The 19,454-nt window shown below is 57.4% G+C and carries 19 protein-coding genes; 4 read left to right on the forward strand and 15 right to left on the reverse strand.

What is annotated here, in order from left to right:
- From ACR0KG_RS10020 to ACR0KG_RS10075, 12 genes are all read right to left on the reverse strand, one after another.
- Nucleotides 1-1,338: a serine/threonine-protein kinase gene (locus ACR0KG_RS10020; protein ID WP_480544764.1), complete on the reverse strand. Its 1,338-nt coding sequence runs from the start codon at nucleotides 1,336-1,338 to the stop codon at nucleotides 1-3.
- Between the two features lie 8 nt (nucleotides 1,339-1,346).
- Nucleotides 1,347-1,607, reverse strand: coding sequence for a hypothetical protein (locus ACR0KG_RS10025; protein WP_170535048.1), 261 nt, complete (start codon nucleotides 1,605-1,607; stop codon nucleotides 1,347-1,349).
- A 17-nt stretch (nucleotides 1,608-1,624) separates the two neighbouring features.
- On the reverse strand, nucleotides 1,625-3,256 hold the full coding sequence (locus ACR0KG_RS10030) for a formylglycine-generating enzyme family protein (RefSeq protein WP_480827170.1): 1,632 nt from the start codon (nucleotides 3,254-3,256) through the stop codon (nucleotides 1,625-1,627).
- Nucleotides 3,249-4,439 carry an ABC transporter permease family protein gene (locus ACR0KG_RS10035; protein ID WP_480544762.1) on the reverse strand — a complete coding sequence of 397 codons (1,191 nt, stop codon included), beginning with the start codon at nucleotides 4,437-4,439 and terminating at the stop codon, nucleotides 3,249-3,251. The genes ACR0KG_RS10030 and ACR0KG_RS10035 overlap by 8 nt, the downstream gene beginning before the upstream one ends.
- A complete protein-coding gene (locus tag ACR0KG_RS10040; RefSeq protein ID WP_480544761.1) occupies nucleotides 4,439-5,170 on the reverse strand; it encodes an ATP-binding cassette domain-containing protein in 732 nt (243 codons plus the stop codon). Before ACR0KG_RS10040 ends, ACR0KG_RS10035 begins: the two co-directional genes overlap by 1 nt.
- Nucleotides 5,151-6,353 (reverse strand): trypsin-like peptidase domain-containing protein, encoded by a 1,203-nt coding sequence (locus ACR0KG_RS10045; RefSeq protein ID WP_480827171.1) that lies wholly within the window; start codon nucleotides 6,351-6,353, stop codon nucleotides 5,151-5,153. Before ACR0KG_RS10045 ends, ACR0KG_RS10040 begins: the two co-directional genes overlap by 20 nt.
- Nucleotides 6,354-6,406: 53 nt before the next feature.
- Nucleotides 6,407-7,495 carry a serine/threonine protein kinase gene (locus ACR0KG_RS10050; RefSeq protein ID WP_480827172.1) on the reverse strand — a complete coding sequence of 363 codons (1,089 nt, stop codon included), beginning with the start codon at nucleotides 7,493-7,495 and terminating at the stop codon, nucleotides 6,407-6,409.
- Nucleotides 7,496-7,509: 14 nt separating this feature from the next.
- Nucleotides 7,510-8,739 (reverse strand): PP2C family protein-serine/threonine phosphatase, encoded by a 1,230-nt coding sequence (locus tag ACR0KG_RS10055; RefSeq protein WP_480827173.1) that lies wholly within the window; start codon nucleotides 8,737-8,739, stop codon nucleotides 7,510-7,512.
- A 5-nt stretch (nucleotides 8,740-8,744) separates the two neighbouring features.
- Nucleotides 8,745-9,365 (reverse strand): FHA domain-containing protein, encoded by a 621-nt coding sequence (locus ACR0KG_RS10060; protein ID WP_480499025.1) that lies wholly within the window; start codon nucleotides 9,363-9,365, stop codon nucleotides 8,745-8,747.
- A gap of 32 nt (nucleotides 9,366-9,397) precedes the next feature.
- Nucleotides 9,398-10,915, reverse strand: coding sequence for an FHA domain-containing protein (locus ACR0KG_RS10065; RefSeq protein WP_480827174.1), 1,518 nt, complete (start codon nucleotides 10,913-10,915; stop codon nucleotides 9,398-9,400).
- 76 nt (nucleotides 10,916-10,991) lie between these two features.
- Nucleotides 10,992-11,459 carry a hypothetical protein gene (locus tag ACR0KG_RS10070; protein ID WP_353010189.1) on the reverse strand — a complete coding sequence of 156 codons (468 nt, stop codon included), beginning with the start codon at nucleotides 11,457-11,459 and terminating at the stop codon, nucleotides 10,992-10,994.
- Between the two features lie 58 nt (nucleotides 11,460-11,517).
- Entirely contained in the window at nucleotides 11,518-12,222 is a 705-nt protein-coding gene (locus ACR0KG_RS10075; protein ID WP_170535074.1) for a hypothetical protein, read from the reverse strand.
- Between the two features lie 162 nt (nucleotides 12,223-12,384).
- Here ACR0KG_RS10075 and ACR0KG_RS10080 point away from each other — a divergent pair, with 162 nt between their 5' ends.
- The 3 genes from ACR0KG_RS10080 to ACR0KG_RS10090 all read left to right on the forward strand — a co-directional run bounded on the left by ACR0KG_RS10080 (nucleotide 12,385) and on the right by ACR0KG_RS10090 (nucleotide 16,600).
- Nucleotides 12,385-12,933, forward strand: a complete 549-nt coding sequence (locus ACR0KG_RS10080; protein WP_480544753.1) for a hypothetical protein — start codon at nucleotides 12,385-12,387, stop codon at nucleotides 12,931-12,933.
- A complete protein-coding gene (locus ACR0KG_RS10085; RefSeq protein ID WP_480827175.1) occupies nucleotides 12,933-13,676 on the forward strand; it encodes an FHA domain-containing protein in 744 nt (247 codons plus the stop codon). Before ACR0KG_RS10080 ends, ACR0KG_RS10085 begins: the two co-directional genes overlap by 1 nt.
- Nucleotides 13,677-13,810: 134 nt before the next feature.
- Complete coding sequence (locus ACR0KG_RS10090; RefSeq protein ID WP_480544751.1) at nucleotides 13,811-16,600, forward strand: bifunctional aconitate hydratase 2/2-methylisocitrate dehydratase; 2,790 nt, start codon at nucleotides 13,811-13,813, stop codon at nucleotides 16,598-16,600.
- 56 nt (nucleotides 16,601-16,656) lie between these two features.
- Here ACR0KG_RS10090 and ACR0KG_RS10095 read toward each other — a convergent pair whose 3' ends face one another.
- The gene (locus ACR0KG_RS10095) at nucleotides 16,657-17,910 is read right to left on the reverse strand and encodes an aminotransferase class V-fold PLP-dependent enzyme (RefSeq protein ID WP_480544750.1); all 1,254 of its coding nucleotides are present in this window, start codon (nucleotides 17,908-17,910) and stop codon (nucleotides 16,657-16,659) included.
- Nucleotides 17,911-18,173: 263 nt separating this feature from the next.
- Between ACR0KG_RS10095 and ACR0KG_RS10100 the strand changes: the two genes are divergently transcribed.
- Nucleotides 18,174-18,428 carry a DUF1289 domain-containing protein gene (locus tag ACR0KG_RS10100; protein ID WP_480549494.1) on the forward strand — a complete coding sequence of 85 codons (255 nt, stop codon included), beginning with the start codon at nucleotides 18,174-18,176 and terminating at the stop codon, nucleotides 18,426-18,428.
- Between the two features lies 1 nt (nucleotide 18,429).
- Here ACR0KG_RS10100 and ACR0KG_RS10105 read toward each other — a convergent pair whose 3' ends face one another.
- The gene (locus tag ACR0KG_RS10105; RefSeq protein WP_480549496.1) at nucleotides 18,430-18,900 is read right to left on the reverse strand and encodes a Dps family protein; all 471 of its coding nucleotides are present in this window, start codon (nucleotides 18,898-18,900) and stop codon (nucleotides 18,430-18,432) included.
- A gap of 119 nt (nucleotides 18,901-19,019) precedes the next feature.
- Nucleotides 19,020-19,439, reverse strand: coding sequence for a hypothetical protein (locus ACR0KG_RS10110; protein ID WP_480827176.1), 420 nt, complete (start codon nucleotides 19,437-19,439; stop codon nucleotides 19,020-19,022).
- Between the last annotated feature and the right edge of the window lie 15 nt (nucleotides 19,440-19,454).

Consider the following 19,454-nt stretch of genomic DNA (forward strand, 5'->3'; position numbering starts at 1 on the left):
TCACTCGCCCAATCTGTTCAGGGCTTCGCGCGCCGGGTCTGATCCCAGATCAGCTGCGCGCTGATAGTATCGCCGCGCCGCCGAGGGGTTGGGGCGCGGAAAAGGGGAAGTCACTGTACTATGGGTTTCAGGGTCATACATTTCAGCAATCAGGATATTGGCGTCTGCCCGGTCCTGTTCCGACAGTTCTTGATCATTGCTGATGGCAATCAAAGCGCCCAGGGCCGCATCCAGATTCTGAGCCCCACCCGCCGCCAGCAAATCGCGCGCCGCGGTCAAGGGATTGTCTGCTGCGACCGCCTCTTGTGCAACGACAACGGATTCATTGACCTTGGCCGACTGACCACCGGGGCCGACAAGAAAATACCACGCAGCGCCTACTATGACGGCCAGAGCGACGATTCCAGCCGCGATCATGGGCATATTGTTGCCGCCAGAGCTTTCCTCGGACGGCACTGCATCTTTAGGCTGGGCAGCGCCTGCTGAGGGCTTCTTTTTTACCTCGCCGTTCAGCGCTTGACGGAACAATCCGGGCAGGTCGGAGGGGCGATCTTTTGGGTTGGCTTTCAGCAACTGCTCCAGCGCCCATTTCAAACCGGGTGCAACCTTGGGATCGGTGATTTTGACATCCGCCTTCCGGTCTTCAACGGCAGCGAACCCTTTGCCTTCACCGGGTAGCTCCAGCCCCGAGGTCCGCATTAAGACCAGCCCCAGCGCATAGGCGTCTGTGGCGGTAGACACCTCATTGCCGAACAGGCCCAACTGTTCCGGCGCGCAATAGCGCAGCTTACCTGCAAAACTGTCGCCGATGATGGACTTGTCCGTCCCAACACTGTCTGAGGCCAACCCAAAATCGATGAACTTGGCCTGATTGATATCATCATGCGAGATCATCACATTATCCGGCGCCACATCGCGGTGCACGATGCCCAGCTTGTGAATGGCTTCAAGCCCTTGCGACAGGCGCAGACCCAGTTTCAACACATCATCCGAGGACAGCCTTGCCCCCTTTTTCAGGTAGTGCGCCAATGGGTGACCGGGCACAAATTCCATCACCAGGAAAAGACGACCATCCTTGTCCAGCATCGAGGTTTCGAACCGTACCACGGCATCGCTGCGCACGGTGCGCAGCAGGTTCGCCTCGCGCCGGAACAGATCAACGGCCTTTTGGTTCTTGGCAAAGCTGGGCGTCATGACCTTGATCGCCACCTCATGCCCGCTGGCGCGGTTCAGGCCACGAAAGGTAGCCCCCATGCCGCCCTCGCCCAGCAGGGATTTGATCTCATACGTATCCTGCAGAACGCTGCCGGGTTTCAGGCCAAGTACCGAGTGTTCCATGGGTGTCCTTACCTCCGGTTTTTCAGGCTGATGGCGCTGTGCTTGCTAAAGGTGCGGATATCCATGATTTGAAAGCAGATGCCCGCAAATACCAGCGAGGATGTGATCCCGAACACCACCGTCAGGAAAGCGGCGATGATCGTGGTTGTATCCGGACCCAGCGGCGACAGGCGCAGCATGGTCACAGCGGTGAAACAGAAAAAGATAATCGACAGCGCGGTGGTGATCCAAACCAGAACCTCCAGCGATTTGTTCAATACATCCCGCATTCTTCAACCTTTCCAAGTCAGTCTTCCATGAACGATAGAGCCAGCCCCTGAATATCGTCCGCGATTTGATCCAAATCCGAATAGCCCGCGACGCTGCGCGCGCCGATGTGATCTTGCACCAGTGCCAGGCAGTTTGCCCGTTCGCGCCCCCGGCTTTCTTCGGTGGGGTAGATGAAATCGATCTGTTTGCGCAGCAGCACGGGCGAGTATTGGTCGACCAGCCCTTCGATCAAATTGGCATATTCAACCACATCTGCCTTTGCTTTCTCTTCGATTTCTCTGAGTTTTGCGGCGGCCTCTTGCCGGGCGATCTCGATTTCTTTCAGCAGTTCCTGATCCCCGGCGGCCCGCGCCTCGCGTTCGAGGGCATCAAGCTCGGGTTGTATCGTCAGCATTGAAATCAGCGCGTTCAGGTAGCGGCGCAGAGCTTGACCGCAGACCAGAACGCCCGAGGTGAGGATCAGGCGGACCGACTGATCCCTTTGTGCGTTGCGCTCAACCCGACCCCTGTTCAACGTGTCCTTGATCACCGCCAATTGCGTCTTGGTGCGGTCCGACAGGGTTTCCGCTGAAATCTCATCCAGCAGTTCCATCGCCTCTTGCTCGCTGGCGGCCGAGGCCAGCCCTTCATCCGGGCGCGCCAGTTGGTCCAGCCCGTCCTTCAATGCCTGATCCTGATCCGCCGAAGTTATGGCCAAACCCTGCAACACCAGCCTTGTGCCGGTGAAGCGATCCGCCGAGGCAGTGTTTGACAGGATGTCAAAGGGCGGAACCTCGAACCGGGTCGAGGATGTGATGTCCGCCAAAGGCGTTCGGGCATCGCCACCGCGTTTCACGAACCCCCCTGCCTGACCGTGCAAGCGCCCGTGACGGACCAGAGCAAACGGATCCCCCACGATCTCGGCCGCGTTGCCCAGCATGTCATGCAGACCCAACGGGTTGGGCTTCAGAGAACCGACCACCTGCAATTTGCCCCCCGCAGAAGCCGTGCCGCCATGGGCGATGTATTCATCCTGTGGCGTGCCTTCCGGCACGGGCGGCAGAGGAGCGCGGAACAGGGATTGATCCACCGCTAAACCACCACGGGCGGAATACTCCCATTCCTCCTCGGTGGGCAGGCGCAGATAGGCCCGCGTATCGCCGACGCGGGGCAGGCTGTCGGGTGCATTCTCCATCAGCCACAGGGTGTAGGCCTCTGCAAAGCGCTGATAGTCCAGCTTGGTATTCCCAACCGCCGGAACAAAGCCACGGCGACGCGGCTCCTTGTCGGGGCAGCCAACCATGACCACATCCCACTGTGCCTGCGCCAGCTCATACTTGGCCATGTAGAAATAGCCCTTGGCCGCACCTTCGGGATCGGCAAACGCGCCCGAGACAAAGGCGCGGCGCAGGCCGTTCAGATAGGGTTGATCGCTGCCCTCCTGCCCCAGCACGACCGAGACATCGCCGATCACGCCATCTGTGTTGGGCGTTGCCACCTTGCGGAAGGTCATCGCCCCGCCGCAGGGCATGGGCAGGGACAGGTCCCCATCCGCAGGCTGCGGATTATAGTATTTCTCGCGCCAACTGATGTCTTGTGCCTGCGCGGTTGCGGAGAAGGTCAACAGACCGATCAGAGGGGCCAGGGCAAGGCGGGTCAATTTAGGCATGGGTCAAGACCTCCTGAGGTTCGACATTGCGCACGGCAAATACGGCCCAGATCGCTGCGGTTACCGCCGTCACGGCGCCCAGAACCAGTGTTGCAAACACATCGCCCGCATAAAGGCGCGCAACAGATTCGCCGGGGGCGGTTTCGAACGTGGCGTTGATGGCCAGCAGGAAGGGCAGTATGATGATCAGCGTTGCGATCACGCCGCCCAGCACCAACGCAAGGCTTTGGACCACCGGGATTACACAGCGCTGCCGGTCGGGCATGGTCAGCATGGAAAACAGACTGAAAATGACCCGCTGCCGCTCGACCATTCCGCGTAGATTGGCGGACATCGCGGCCCAGAAGCCAAACATGGCCAGCGCGGCGATAGCTGTGAACAGTATGTTCAGATTGCGCCGGAAGGATAGCAACAGGGCCGCGTTTTCAGCTCGAGGACGCGATTGCAGCCCCTGTTCGGCCAGATTGGCAGACAAGGTTCCGATATCCTCCAGCGAGCGCGCATAAAGGCGGAAACTGGCATAGGTCTCGGGCTCGGCCACCGGATCGGTCCAGTTTGCGGGGGTCGAGGTCAGATCGTCGCGAAACCGCTCGACCGCCAGAAGATCGGGCAGCGACAGAAAGATGGCAGGACGCGGCCAAATTTCGGGGGGCAATACGCCAATCACCTGCAGATCGCGACGGGCGTTTTCGCGTTGCCCATCCACTTCGCGCCCGATGATCATGTCAACTGTATCCCCGGCCGAGACCGAAAGGTCCTGCGCCAGTTTGTCCGAGACCCACACGCGACCCGGCGCAACGGGTTCGCCGTCGATCAGCGGATCACCCGCAGCCGATGGGATCAGAGGCACCGCGCGCTCCAGTTTGCGCTGCGCCTCATGCCGCACCGCGTTGGCGGATGTGTTGATCGAGCGGGTGGCGGGAACGATGAACCCGACATCCTGCCGCGCGCCCAGGGCGGCGAAGAAGGCCGCATCATGCTGCTCGGCCCCAATGGCCAGGATTTCGCGGTTCGACGGGTCCTCGATCAACCGGCCGACCATGGTGCCTATGATCCCGTTCTTCAGCGCCAGAATGATCAGCAGAGGGCCAAGAACGCCGGCCAGGGCGGCGACAAAACACAAAGCCGACTGCCAGTCATGGCGCAATTCGCGCAGGGCCAACATGGCTGGTATCCGCACCATCACGCCACCCTCGCCGCCGCGCGGCCTACTGTCGAGAAAATCGAATAGGATTGCCCTTGATGATCCAGAAGTCGGTGATCGGCACGGGGGGTGTCCGCAAACTCACCCGTTTGCGCCTGATGGCTGGCCAGTACGACGGCCGACCCGGCCTCGGCAGCAAGATGTACGATCAACCCTTCGACCTCGGCCACATTGGCGGGGTCGAGGGCCGAGACCGGCTCGTCCAGCAACAGCAACGCGGGCTGCCCCAGCAACGCCCGCGCGACCGAGGCGCGTTGGCGTTGGCCCACCGACAACTGACCCGGTTTGCGGGCGGTCAGGTCCCTTAGCCCCATAGCGCGGATCAGGTGATCCTGCCATTCTGCATCCGGCACCTGCCCGGCGACACGAACGGGCAGTTCAATATTCTCCTGCAAACTCAGATACGGCACCAGCGTATTGGTTTGCAGTACAAAGCCCAGCTTGTCGGGCCCGGCAAATTCGGCCCTCGGGGTGTCCGGCGTGACCGTCACCCCGCCGATCACATGCAGCATATCCGGCAGGTCCGTCAGCGGCAGCGCCCCGGCAATCAGCCCCAGCGCTGTGCTTTTGCCCGCCCCGCTGACCGCGTCCAGAACGATGGTCTCACCTGCGCTCAGTTCCAGCTCTTCGATCACCACAAAGAAACCGGGCGCGCGTTCGATCCCAAGGTTGCGGATCGACAGAACCGTATCAGGGACGTCTGAGGACAAGCGCAACCCCCCCAAGTTCGACCTTCGATTTGGTGTTGATCTGCACCGGATCATTCGGTTTCAGACGGCGGCCATCGACCTTAGTGCCGTTGGACGAGCCCAGATCCGTCAGCATCATCTTGCGCCCCTGCAACGACAGGCTGGCATGGCGGCGGCTGAGATTGCGATCGGTAATCGTCAGTGTGTTCTCGCTGGCGCGCCCGATCGTGACACCCGATTGGAGTTGGGCGGCGCTGAACCGCTCGGATTTTCCGTCCATGCTGACGGCCAGAATGGCCCGACCTGTGGATTTGGCCGACCCGCCCCCGTGCGTGGATTTTGATCCGCCATCGGCTTTGCTTTGCGAAACTACGAAATAGATGCCGCCGATCACGGCTGCACTGGCGCCAGCCAGTACGGCCAGGATGATCAGCAGGCTGTTGTCTTTCGCACCACCGCCTACAAAGTCCGGGTTGTCTGGATCACATTCCTGCTGATGCGCGTTAAAGGGAATGCCCGCATCCCGCAAAAAACCGGATATTGGGTTCGCTGACGAGGCCCAGAATGTGTTGTTCGTTGGCGTGCGACCATCCGAGTTCCAGACCGAGATGACGGTGTTGATACCCAGTACCGATCCGCAATAGTCGATCAATGGTCCGCCCGAATTGCCGGGATTGACCGATGCTGTGTGCTGCACAATTTCGAGGGTCCGCCCCGTTTCATTGAATGATCCCGGAGCAACCTTACTGATCGCACCCTGGGTCAACGTCGTTTCAAAAAAAGGCAACATATCCCGCCCGGCATTGATCTGGTCCGAGGAACCGGGATAGCCGATGGCAGCCACCTGTTCACCCTTCAGTGCCTTGCCTTCGCGCAGAGACAGAAATCCGGGCCTATGTCCGCTAGGTTCCTGCGGGACAATGCGCAGTACGGCCAAATCCAGTTCGCGCGAGGCATGCAGAACCTTCGCATCATATAAAAAGACCCGGTCATCCTGTTTGAACCCGACCTGTATGTTCAGGCCACCGTTAATCACATGATGGTTGGTGATGTAGTAGTAACCGCCACCTTCGGGCAGTTCTGACAGGACGAATCCTGATCCAGTTGCTTGCCCGCCGCTGACGTCCACGACCGCTCGTCCAACCGCCTTGTCCGTTTCCGCAACGATATCCGGCGCGATTTGCGCAGCGGCAGCGCAGGCCATACCGAACAGCCAGGCGGCCGTAAAACAAAGGGAACGAGTTAAAGCTACAATCTTCACATCAGTATTCCATATGCAATGACGGCCGCTGCCACGATCAGGATCAACAGCAACACCAATATTGAAGCCTTGCGGCCTCCGGTTTTTTTCTTTGGGCGCGGCCTTGGGCGGCTAACAGGTTTCGCGCGAGGCTCTCGTTCTGGCCGGTCAGGACCGGGCACCGCTCCGTGCAGATCAATGCCCGCGAGCCGCGCATAGTCACGCGCTGTGCGGATGCGATCACTCGGCAGCAACCTGCAGCCAAGATCGATAGCATTCAGCAAGGCATCATCATATTTTTCCTGAACACGATTGCGCTTCAGGTTGTGGCGTACCGGGACGTAGGGGTCACGACCTGTCGCCCGTTTTTCTTTCCAGCGTTCTTCGGCGTTGGGCGGAAGGCTTTGCGAAACCATCTCATACAGGATGACCGAAAGGGCAAACAAATCGCTCCAAGAGCCTTCCTGAACGCTGCCGGTCAATCCGGTTTTGTCCGCCGGAAACTGCTCAATCGCCGCGTATTTGCGCGTGAACATTGACGCCAGACCGCTGGATTTGCCCATCAGGCGAGCAGCGCCAAAATCGATCAGAATGGGCTGCCCGTCTTTACGGATCATGACATTTGCCGGTTTCATATCGCGGTGGACCACACCGACATCATGAACCGCATCCAGGGCATTCAGCATCGAGTGAAGGAAAGTGGTGACAAGATCGGGCGGGACCGATCCGCGGGCATCAATCATGCGCGCCATCATCCGGTCCAGTGGATCGCCGTGAATATACTCCATCACGCAATAGGCTGTGCCGTGTTTTCGGAATGCAGCCCGCACGCGCATTAGGCCCTGCTGCTGTGGCAGATCACGCAACAGATTGGCTTCTTGCAGAAAGGCCTCTAACCCCATGTGAAACAGCTGCCGCCCCTCGGACGTGGGCGAGACAGCGTTGTTGGGGCCTCGGTCTGCATAGTCAGCCGGGAAATACTCCTTGATCGCAAAACGCTCGCCGGTTTCGCGGTTGCGCGAACGGTAGGTGATGCCAAAGCCCCCCTGCCCCAATACGTCCCCGAGAACGTAACCGGCAAAGGTTTCTCCTTTTGGCAAATGCACCGACACCGTCAGAACTACCTTCCTTCGCCACTAGGATTTTCTACAGAAACATCATCTTCTTCCGGAGTTTGCGCAGGCGTTGCCGGCTCCACCGGCTCTGTGCTTTCTGGTTCTTCGGGCGCAGACGGTTCGGTGGGTTCTGGGGTCGTTTCCTCGGGTGCAAGGGGTTCTTCTGGCTGCGATTCTTCAACTTCTGGCACCTGGCCTTCAGGCTCTGTTAACGGCTCCTCGTCGCTATTGGGGTCGGACGCAATTGGGTCATCATCGACAGTGCTGTCACCAATACTGCGTTCTTCTTGTGATGGCGGATTTTGGACGGGCTCAGGCTCTGGCGTGACTTCGACTGGATCAGGCCGCAGCAGCCATGCGCCAGCTGCCGCAACAAGGGCCAAAGCTCCAAGACCAATCGCTGCAAATTTAAGCGTATTCCCATTGCCGCCGGTGTTGTGAAACGCCCATTGGCTTCCCCGCAGCATGCTGCTCATGCCGTCCTGGACATGAGCATAGGCGACGACGGTGGTGTTGTCTTGTTTCGGCTTTCCTTTCGCCTCGACCGCGTTCAACAGATCCGAGGCGACACCGCGCATATCGCGGCTTTTGCCACCTTGCAGGATATCCCGGATTTCAGGCTGCGACAGTGTATCCAGCCCGTCCGAGCAGGATAGAACCACATCGCCGGGTTTCAGGCTGATGGCGTTGACATCGGTCAGAGAAATCCGATCCCCCATCAACGCCGAGCGCAAGGCATTGCGACGCGGGTGGCTGTCCGCTTCTTCCTGCGTGATCTTGCCCGCAGCAACCATCTGCAACAACTCACCGTAAAGCGAGTGATCTGCGTTCAGCTTTTTCAAGCGTCCGTCGCGCAACAGAAATAGGCTGCTGTCACCAACTGAAACCCAAACCAGCCGATCCCCCAGCTTGAGCGCTGCGATCAGAGTGCATCCCATGCCTTTCAGGTCGGGCTGGCTGGCAATGCGCTGGCGTAAAGCATCATTTGCTGCCGTCAACGACTCCTGCAACCGGTCCCGCGGGCGCGGCGCCTCCGAGCCCCCGATGAAATGCTTCTTGAACGCCGACAGGGCCAGGTTGGATGCAACCTCGCCCCCTGCATGGCCGCCCATCCCATCGGCCACCAGCATCAGGATGTCGGATTTCGGGTCGCGTTCGTTTTGATAGACGAGATCGAACGCGTCTTCCTGATTTTCGCGCTGGCCCAGGCTTTGTTTGCCGCTGATGATTGTCATCGGGATCAGTCGTCAGAGCTTTCGGCCAGCTCCGACCAGTCAAAATCCTCGTTACAGAAGGCAACAAAGCGCACATGCGTCTGTTTCGACAGCTCGATCAGTGCGTAGTTTTCCAACGGCATGGTGGTGGCCACGATCTGACCGTTTATACGGCTGATATTGCGCCCCGTGCCGGGGGCAGCAAAGAACACGCGGTTGGCATCGTCAAAGATCACCCGCAGATGGTCCTTGCCGGAAATCATCTTGTCACCGAAATCCAGCGAAACACGCTCACCGCTGTCGCGGCCTAATGTGTTCATGCCCGAGCCCAGATTGACCGACTGGCCCAACCCCGGCCCTTTGACCACAACCAACCAGCCGGTAATCGGGTCGACCATCGGATCAAACTCGGCCTTGTCCGAGAAATTCTTGGACATCCCGCCATGGTAAATCTGTGTCTTTTCGTCTTCGACATATTCAGTCGGCGCTTCACTGAAGGATGATCCGCTTGGCATGGCATGCGTCGCCTCGTCATCCGAGGGCGAGATGCTTTCGGTGAACCCGTCATCTGCTCCAAAATCCAGATCGTCGTTCAGCTCTTCGTCGTCCTTGTCGAACAGCCAGCTTGTCTTGTTGTCGTTGCCCATGTCTTCACCTTTCCTGTGTGTATGGTCCCGGATTATGCCCGGACCAGTTTCAGGCGAACGGACCCAAGGCCCACTGTGTCACCCACATTTACTCTCTGCGCGCCTTTGATCTTGCGCTCATTGATCAGCGTTCCGTTCAGACTGTCCAGATCGCTGATGGTGAATCGTCCGTCTGGCGCGCCGCTGAGTTCCGCGTGCACACGCGACACACCGCCATCGGGGATGACCACCCCGTTAGTGCTGCTACGCCCGATGGTCGAGCGTCCCGCGGGCACCGGGAAACGATGCCCGTTGTCGACCCGAACCAGAAAGGCAATCGGGGGAGGTGCGGTTGCCACCGTACGTGTCTCATCTTGCGGTGGTGGCATACCTGTTGCGTCGCCATCGTCGAAATCGCCAGCCTCCAGATCATCCTCGGGCTCACCCCCCGAACCGCGCCGCGCCAGTAGCACCGCCAGCAGCAGAAGCAGCAGCAACAGAACGCCACCCGCGATGTAGACATAAAGCGCCGGGAAACCGAAAATCTCGTCCTCCGGTTCTGGCTTAGGCTCAGGTTCCGGTTCCGGCGTCGGATCAACCACTGGCTGGAACTCGGCGGAATAGCTCTTGGTTTGGGTTTGTCCCGGTTGGCCGACAACCGGTTCGATCATTTCGATGGTAATGCGAGCGGGTGCTGGATCTCCGACCGGCACAATCAGGCCCGAGCCTTTGACAGAATTTCCATAGGATCGGATGAAATCTGACACCACGGTATTGGCGTCAGACTGATTTTGCAAAAAGACCTCTTCCATCAGGCCATTTTGCGGGTCCGTCAGTCGTTTCAGTACGTCAATGCCACGCGTGGTGCGGGCGTTGCCCTGTGCCCGCCAGAACATTCCAAGGGCTGAGACCGAAACGCCTTCGCGCTCGGCGGCCTCGGTGATTTCTTCAACCGTGGCCAATCCCTCCTCATCCCCATCGGTGATCAGGATCAGGTTCTTCAGCAGGACATCGTCTTGCTGGCTTAACAATTCGATCGCTCTGGTCGCGTTGGCGACCAGACGGGTGTTCTGTTCCTTAATCTCAAGACCCTCAACCACGTCTTCTGCCTGAGTGCGGTTGGTCGAAAAGGGCGACAACTCAACAATATCATTGCCGAAGCCATAGATTGCGACTTTTTCATCCGTCGGTAGGTTGGTCACGACACGCGAAATCAGCTCACGCTCGCGGTTCCAGCTGCGCACACGCGCGCTGCGCTCACCGACCGACAGGTCAATCAGAACCATTGTCGCCGAAAGGGTCAGGTTGCCTGGGATGTCGTCCAGAGATTTGACAAACTCGAAATCGGCTTGCGCGTCACCAAGCGAGCGGAAGCTCATATCGCCACGCTGATTGCCAGACGGAACGCGAACGAGGCAGCTGTCCTCGGGTGCGGGATCGGCGGGCGCACAATCCAAGATTGCCAGCCCGGTGGATGGCGCGCGGGTTTTCCCCTCTTGCGCGTGGGCTACGCCCGAAATGACCAAAGCGGCAGCAAGCGCCACCATTCTGCGTGAAAATCCGTAGGTCACGATCCCAAGACCCCCCTCATGCAAGACGTCCCGGTCGTCGCATGTGCCGACAAGCGCCGACCTGACGTGATTAGAATTATATGGACAGCGCGCGATACGCCGACTTGATCCGGCTCAGTTCCGACGAGATGGCGGCGGAACTTGCACCGCTGTTAACGTCACGCTCGACCGCGTTCAGCTGATTGTCCAGCGCCTGAACCTGCTGCAATTTCACAGGGTCCGAGGCCGAGGCGGCGCGCGCCTTCGCACCCTGAGCCTTTACATCAGCAATCTGCCTGCGCAGCGAGTCGATTTCGGCTTTGTTGGCATTGCTTTGCGCCGCCAATTGCGCATTGCGCTGCTCTGCCGCTTTGTTCTGCGCAATAATAGCGTCCGCCTGCGCTTTATTATTGGCGATCTGGCGGTCGTATTCACCGGAATTCAGGTTAGCAATATTGTCAAACAAAGTTGCCGTTGTTGGATCTGTTGAACCAGTACATCCCGCAACAGCGGTAACGGCGACAAGGGCGAAAGGTCTTGAAAAACGAAGAAGATCTGAAGTCATTTTCTCACTCTTACCAATTGAAAACCCGCGCCCAAGGTTAGGCGCGGGTTATTGAAACTTATAGCAGGTTGATGGATGCCCGCGTCCGTGCCAGCCGGTTCTTGTTGCTGACCGCAGCATTTGTTGCTCCGCCCAAGCCGGGTTGGCCTTTGCTTGACGCTGTCTTCAGCTCCGAGATGGTGTTGTCCATGTTCTTTTCGCTGCGCTTCAACTCGTTCGACACAACCTGACGGTTGGATTTGATCGCGTTGACGCGCTGATTGTAAGCCGACTGAGACAGCTGCCCGCCGTCCAGCTGACGGCGCAGCGATTTCAGTTCTGCATTTTGCGAGGCCAATACCGAACGCAGGTTTGCTTCGACCGAGCTCAGCTGTTTGCTGACATTCGACAGGTTTGCCAGAACCTGCTTGCTGTTGACGATTTCAACATTCTTAGCAGCGGCCTGACGGCCGACCTGGTTGCCGCCGACACCACCGATCAGGCCACCTGCGGCGGCACCAGCCGCACAATCCCCGGCGTCGCCGCCCAGCAACAGGCCGAGACCACAACCGACAACTGCGCCAGCCAGCGCACCCTGAACCGTATTGTTAACAATGATGTCCTTGGACACCTGATCCAGGCTTTTAACCTGCTTTTCCAGCTGTTTTTCCTGTTGGGTTTTTCCAGCTACTGAAGATGATGACGCAGATTGGAAAGCCTCATCGGTACATGCTGTCAGTAGAAGGGAAATAGCAGCAAAAAATGACACTGCAACTGTACGCATCTCGTTACTCCGTAAAACAATTTTTCTTCTTAGTTGATTAAGAACTCACATATTTTTTATTTTCAATCAACGATTCGCAAATGACCTGCAAAGATAGAATACTGATTCGATTGGCATTCGACCAAATACTTTTGAACATTCGATCATAGGATGAGTTTTAAGATGAGATTACCCTTTGGTTTACGGGACAAGATGGTTCTGGCGAATGAGGTTTTTGCATTTGCCGGAAATATCGGCGCCGGTATTGGCGCGTTATTGGCTATTCTGGGTGTTAGTTCCAATTTCGCGAACAATACCTCTAGGGTGGTCTTTAATGTTGAGGTGGCAACACTTTCGCTGCCCGTTCGTATGATTTTGGTGATTCTCATCGCCGCCGCATTGGGCTGGGGTTTGGGGGCGTTGGTAACTTGGCTCAGCCGTTCCCGGAATGAGGCGTTGAGCTTTGCTGTCTATGTTGTTGCCATTCTGTGGGGTGGATTGATTGTGGGTGCTGCCGACTGGTTGGCGGTTGCCATGAACCGGCAAATCCTGTCCGAGACCTTGCTGTTCACCATTGTCGGTATGGGTCTTGCCTTGTGGGTCGCCGGGTTTCATTTTCGCAACTCTAACGCAGCCGGGAAACATGCGCTGCGGCTTCATTGTGATGCGCTCATGCTGTGCTCAATCGGAGCAGCGCTGTTCATGATTCTGACGATGCTGGGGGCACGGTGATGGCGATCGGGGGCCCTTTGGACGACAAAAACGCCGCCCGCCTGCTCAGCGCGGCTGCGCTGTTCGATTTCATGTTTCTGGCATTTGTTTGCGCTACTATCGAACCCGTGTTGCGGCAAGAGCTTGGGCTGCTGCGTGCAGGCCCTGCCCTGACGGCGGGGCTTTATCTGGCGATGGTCCTCATCTACTGGCTGATCTGCGAAGGCGTGCTGAGCGGCGCAACCCTTGGCCGCTTTGTCCTGCGCCTGACGATGCGTGACAAAAGCGGCAAGCCGGTTTCACCCGTGCGCCGGTCCACACGCGCCATGAAAAAGATCATGACGCTGGGTCTGATGGGTCTGAACCCAAACACCGCCGCACGATATGACAGGGCTGCTGAAATCCGCTGGTTCAGCCCGATGGCGCCGCGTTCGGTGACTCTTTGGCGGCTACGTGTGCAATCCGGGCCGGATCGCGGCAAGAGCCTGGTCTTCAATCAGGTAAAGGGCCTCAAATCCTCGCGGCAGATCAAAATCGGGCGCGATTCCGGCTGGGCCGATCTGGCATTGACACGCAGCAAGGGCGCGTCGGGCAAACATTGCATCTTGCAGATTGCCAAGGGCAACCAGCTTCAAATTCGGGATATGGGTTCTTCGAATGGAACCTGGGTGCGCGGGCGGCAAATTGCACCGGATAAACCTGTCCGGCTTGGCTCTGTCAGTCAGTTCCGTGTTGGGGATGTCTGGATCGCGATCATTCGTTAAACGACAAAACCGAGACATGGCGCCACACCTGCTACTCTTGCAACTTGTGCGCTTTTCGTATACCGCCGCATACAAATTGAATGGCGAGGTAAAATTCACACCTCGCGCTCTCGCCCAAATCGTCGGAAAATGCCATGAGCCTCTATACAGATTACCTGAGTGAAATCGAAACCCGCAAAGAGCAGAGCCTTAGCCCCAAGCCTATTGATGATGGCGCATTGGCGAAAGAGATTATCGATCAGATCCGCGACCGTCAGAACGAATATCGCGCCGATTCACTGAACTATTTCATCTACAACACGCTGCCCGGTACAACGAGTGCCGCCGGTGAAAAGGCTCGCTTTCTGAAAGAGATCATTCTTGGCGAGGCGGATGTCGAAGAGATAACGCAGGAATTTGCGTTTGAGTTGCTGTCGCATATGAAAGGCGGCCCCTCAGTCGAGGTGCTGCTGGATCTGGCCTTGGGCGAAGATACAAAGATTGCTGGCGAAGCGGCTGAAGTTCTTAAGACGCAAGTGTTCCTTTATGACGCCGATACCGACCGTCTGAAGGCCGCCTTTGAGGCCGGCAATCCGATCGCGAAAGACATTCTTGAAAGCTACGCCAAAGCTGAATTTTTTACCAAGCTTCCCGAAATTGATGATGAGATTGAGGTCGTCACCTATGTTGCCGCCGAAGGTGATATCTCGACCGATTTGCTGTCGCCCGGCAATCAGGCGCATTCGCGTGCTGATCGGGAACTGCATGGCAAATGCCTGATTTCCGAGGCAGCGCAGCAGGAAATCGAGGCGCTGAAGCTGCAACACCCCGGTAAACGCGTGATGCTGATTGCGGAAAAAGGCACGATGGGTGTGGGTTCGTCCCGTATGTCAGGTGTGAACAACGTGGCGCTATGGACCGGCAAGCAGGCCAGCCCCTACGTGCCCTTCGTCAACATCGCCCCGGTCGTGGCGGGCACCAATGGCATCTCGCCGATCTTCCTGACAACCGTGGGCGTGACTGGCGGCATTGGTCTTGACCTGAAGAACTGGGTCAAAAAGGTCGACGAAGACGGCAACGCGATCCTGAACAATGACGGCAATCCGATCCTTGAAGAGAAATACTCGGTTGCCACAGGTACGGTGCTAAAGATCAACACCAAAACCCACAAGCTGCTGAGCGAAGATGGCGAAGAACTGGTTGATGTGCCGGCATCCTTTACGCCGCAGAAGGTCGAATTCATGAAGGCCGGTGGCTCCTATGCCATTGTCTTTGGCAAAAAGCTGCAGACCATCGCGGCCGAAACACTGGGCGTCGAAGCCCCGCTGGTTTTTGCGCCGTCTAAAGAGATCAGCCATGACGGTCAGGGCCTGACCGCAGTTGAGAAGATTTTCAACAAAAACGCTCTGGGCACCACGCCGGGCAAGACCCTGCATGCCGGGTCTGATGTGCGCGTCCGGGTCAACATTGTTGGCTCACAAGACACCACCGGTTTGATGACCATGCAGGAACTCGAAGCGATGGCTGCGACAGTGGTCTCACCTAGCGTGGATGGGGCATACCAATCGGGCTGTCACACGGCCTCTGTGTGGGATGCGAAGGCACAAGCCAACACCCCACGCCTGATGAAGTTCATGAATGATTTCGGCCTCGTTACCGGTCGTGACCCTAAGGGCGTCTATCATTCGATGACCGATGTGATTCACAAAGTGCTGAACGACATCACCGTAGATGACTGGTCGGTCATAATCGGCGGCGACAGCCACACCCGTATGTCCAAAGGCGTGGCATTTGGCGCGGATTCGGGTACTGTGGCGCTGGCGCTTGCAACCGGCGAAGCCTCAATGCCGATCCCTGAATCGGTCAAGGTGACCTTCAAGGGCAACATGGCCGAGCATATGGATTTCCGCGACGTGGTGCATGCGACGCAGGCACAGATGCTGGAACAGCATGGCGACAACGTGTTCCAGGGCCGCGTGATTGAGGTGCATATCGGCACGCTGCTGGCGGATCAGGCCTTTACCTTCACCGACTGGACGGCTGAGATGAAGGCCAAAGCTTCGGTCTGCATCTCAAATGACGAGACCCTGATTGGTTCGCTGGAGCTGGCCAAGTCGCGCATCCAGATCATGATCGAAAAGGGCATGGAGCATGAAAACGGCATGCTGCAAAAGCTGATCGATATCGCAGATGCACGCATTGCCGAAATCAAGTCGGGTGAAAAACCGGCGCTGCGCCCTGATGACAACGCAAAGTACTTCGCAGAAGTTGTTGTCGATCTGGATCAGATCGTCGAACCGATGATCGCCGATCCGGATGTCAACAATGCTGATGTGTCCAAGCGCTACACCCACGATACGATCCGCCCGATCTCGTATTACAATGCTGAAAAGTATGTGGATCTAGGTTTTGTCGGGTCGTGTATGGTGCATAAGGGCGACATGAAGATTGTCGCTCAAATGCTGCGCAATCTCGAAAAGGGCGCGGGTAAGGTTGAGTTTAATGCGCCACTGGTTGTGGCCGCACCGACCTACAACATCATCGACGAGTTGAAAGAGGAAGGCGATTGGGAGATTCTCCAGCGCTATTCCGGGTTTGAATTCGACGATCTGTTCCCCAAAACGCAAGCCCGCACAGAATACGAGAACATCCTGTACCTTGAGCGTCCGGGCTGTAACCTCTGCATGGGCAATCAGGAGAAAGCGGCCAAAGGCGACACGGTTCTGGCCACCTCGACCCGCCTGTTCCAGGGCCGCGTCGTGGCGGATGCGCCTGACAAGAAAGGTGAAAGCCTGTTGGCCTCGACCCCTGTTGTGGTCTTGTCGGCCATTCTGGGCCGCACCCCAACCATTGAGGAATACAAGACGGCGGTAGATGGCATTGATTTGACCAAATTCGCGCCACCGATAAAGGCACCTGCGACGACCAATTCCGCTCATTTCTAAAGATGTGATCTGAGTGTAGATAAGCCCGGCCCATTGGTCGGGCTTTTTTCATGCGCTCAAGCTGCCATGTCTTTCAAGACGGCTAGCAATTGCGCCACTTCCTGTTCGGTGTTGTAGTGACACAGTGAGATACGGATGCAATCCGACAGCCCCAGCGGCGTCAGTACATTGCCCGAATAATGGTCCGCTTTGCGCACATGGGTACGGATGCCCTGCTGGTTGAGTGTTTCGACGACTTGTTCGGACGGGACGCCATCCACCACAACCGACACCAGACCTTCGCGCGCTGTGTTGTCCGTTCCGGCCAGAATGCGAATGTGATCCATATCGCGTAGACCCGGCAGGTTGCCGACCCCGTTGATCATCGCATTGGTCAGGTGGGTCTCATAGGCGTGGATGGCGCGGCCTGCCGCCTCGATTCGTTTCTGCGGTTCTGCCTCGTCCGATACCTCTCCACCAAGCCAGACGAAATATTCAATCACATCAGACATTGTGGCGTAAGAACCGGCATCACGGGTGCCGAACTCCCACCCCGTCGCGGGCGCGTCGATCAGCATGTCATGGGGCAGCGCGCTTAGCTTATCGGAGATCCACGCGATGCCATAGCCGTGGCGCGAGAACACTTTGTAAGGTGAGATCGCATAGCCATCGACATTATACGCATCCAGATCCAACTGCCCGTGCGCCGCGTGCTGGATACCATCTACGATGATCAGACAGTTGGGCGAAACCGCGCGGATCGCGGCGGAAATCGCCGCCACATCCATCCCCATCCCCGTGACGGGTGAGGCGTGCAGGATCGTGGCCACTGCCACGTCCGGGGTCATCAGCGCGGCATAATCCTTGGCCGTGACCAGCCCGGCTTCATCGTCATGCTGAACGTTGACATAGTCCAGCCCGGCAATCCCAGCCCAACGGCGCGCGGCGCTGCGGGTGGCGGGGTGTTCGATTGAGGACCCGATGACCTTTGCCCCTTTCGGCACAACAAGACAGGCGGTGCGGATCAGCCGGAACAACAGCTCGGTCCCGCTTTCCCCCGCAAAGAACTGACCCGAGCTGGCATTCATGAATACGCCCAGATCGGCCTTGGCCTTGTTGATCACATTCTGCGTGCCCTGCCCGGCCGGATTGATCCGCCCAGGATTGTCAGGGATCGCAGCATAAAACGCAGAGGTCTCAGCCACTTTTTTCAAAGTCAGCGCACCGCCTGCGTTTTCAAAGAAGATACGCTCTCCCTGAAACGGGCAACTCTCGACATGGGCGAAACGGTCGCGGATGGCCGCGATCAGATCGGGATTGTCTTTGATCATTTGGGGTTCCTGTCGCTGCTCATGGGTGGGCCCATAAGGTACTAGCACACCCGACCAGTTTCAGTGGTTTATTCCACGACATTTTGCGTGGGGAAAGGGCCGCAATCAGTCTTGGCCCACCTTAACAACAATGCTGATTGCCCGTGAGGCGCAATTTTGAACTGCATCTCTCGAAATCTGGAGCAGATCGCCTTATTTGGAACGTGACAACCACAAATCCAGCTAGGGGCGATTCCTTGGCCCCTATTCAATGAGTAGTCTTGATGAGCAAGAAAGTCCCTTCGCCCTGTATCGACGTCTGCAAATTCCGGCGCGAGGGTCATTGCATCGGCTGCTCGATGACCAAATCCCAGAAGAAGCTGTTCAAATCGATTAAACGAGCGGATCAGCAAGAGGCTTTTGTGCAGATGCTTGTCTGCCAGCAGGAAAAAATGGGCCGGTACACCCATTGGGGACCGGCCTATCTGAAAAAGCTAAAAAAGAAGAAGGCCAAGGTTGGTATTCCCCTGGCCAACTAACTTAGCGCAGCATGGCGCGCAGGAACCACGCAAATTTCTCGTGTGTCTGACCACGACCGATGCACAGATCCTCGGTCAAGGTGTCACCGTGCTCGGCCGCCAGTTCGCCTGCACCGGCCAGAGTGGCCGCCAGTGTTTCCTGAGCGTCCAGCATGAGCTTGATCATTTCTTTGTCGGTGGCCTGGCCGTCATGTTCTTCAACTTTCGAGCGCCTGAGCATCCCTGCCAGCGTGCCTTCGGCATGGGCACCCAACGCCTTTACACGTTCTGCCAGATCATCTTGTGCAACAAAGTGATCTTCGTAGATTTTCTGGAACAGTTCATGCAGCGGGCTAAAGGCCATGCCGGTTACATTCCAATGAAAATTCTGCGCCAACATGGTTGTTACGGCTGTTTCAGCAACTGACTGGTTCAACGCATCTGCGATGGCGGTGCGGGCGTCGGTGGTCAGATCAACGGCTGTTTGTGTCATGGAAGTCACCTTTTTTCCTGGGGTTCGAAATGTTTTTGTCGATCAAGAACAGGGATCTTACCTCTATCTAAAGGATCAGGCAGAGATTCCAAGACCTTTTTAGAATTATTCTAAAGAAGCTAAAACTGGTCCGAGACAGCCCGAACCAGAAAAGCCAAGTTTCGTTGCCGCCAACGTGAAACGCGGGACTGGATCAGAAACCGGAAACTGTCATCATCCTCGCGCTCGATGGCATCGAACAACTGCGCTAGCCAGGCCTCATCAAAGGACAGTTCGGACGAACCCGGACGATGAAAGATGGGGCGTTTTTCAACCGCCTGACGGAAGCCGCGCATCAAAGTTTCCGCATGCCGCATCTGTGCATCTGCGGGATCAGACAACAGCAAGGCACAGGCCTGATCCAGATCGACCCGCTCAGCAGAACGGCAGCGCAGCGCAACCATTCGCAAGTGGTTGATGATCGCCAAGGGCCGATCCGCCATTTGCTGGGCTGGCGCAAGGTGCTGTTCTTCAACCGCATTGTAAACGACTGCGTGCATAGTTGCCTGAAACCT

Source organism: Ruegeria sp. H4 (genome assembly GCF_056533065.1).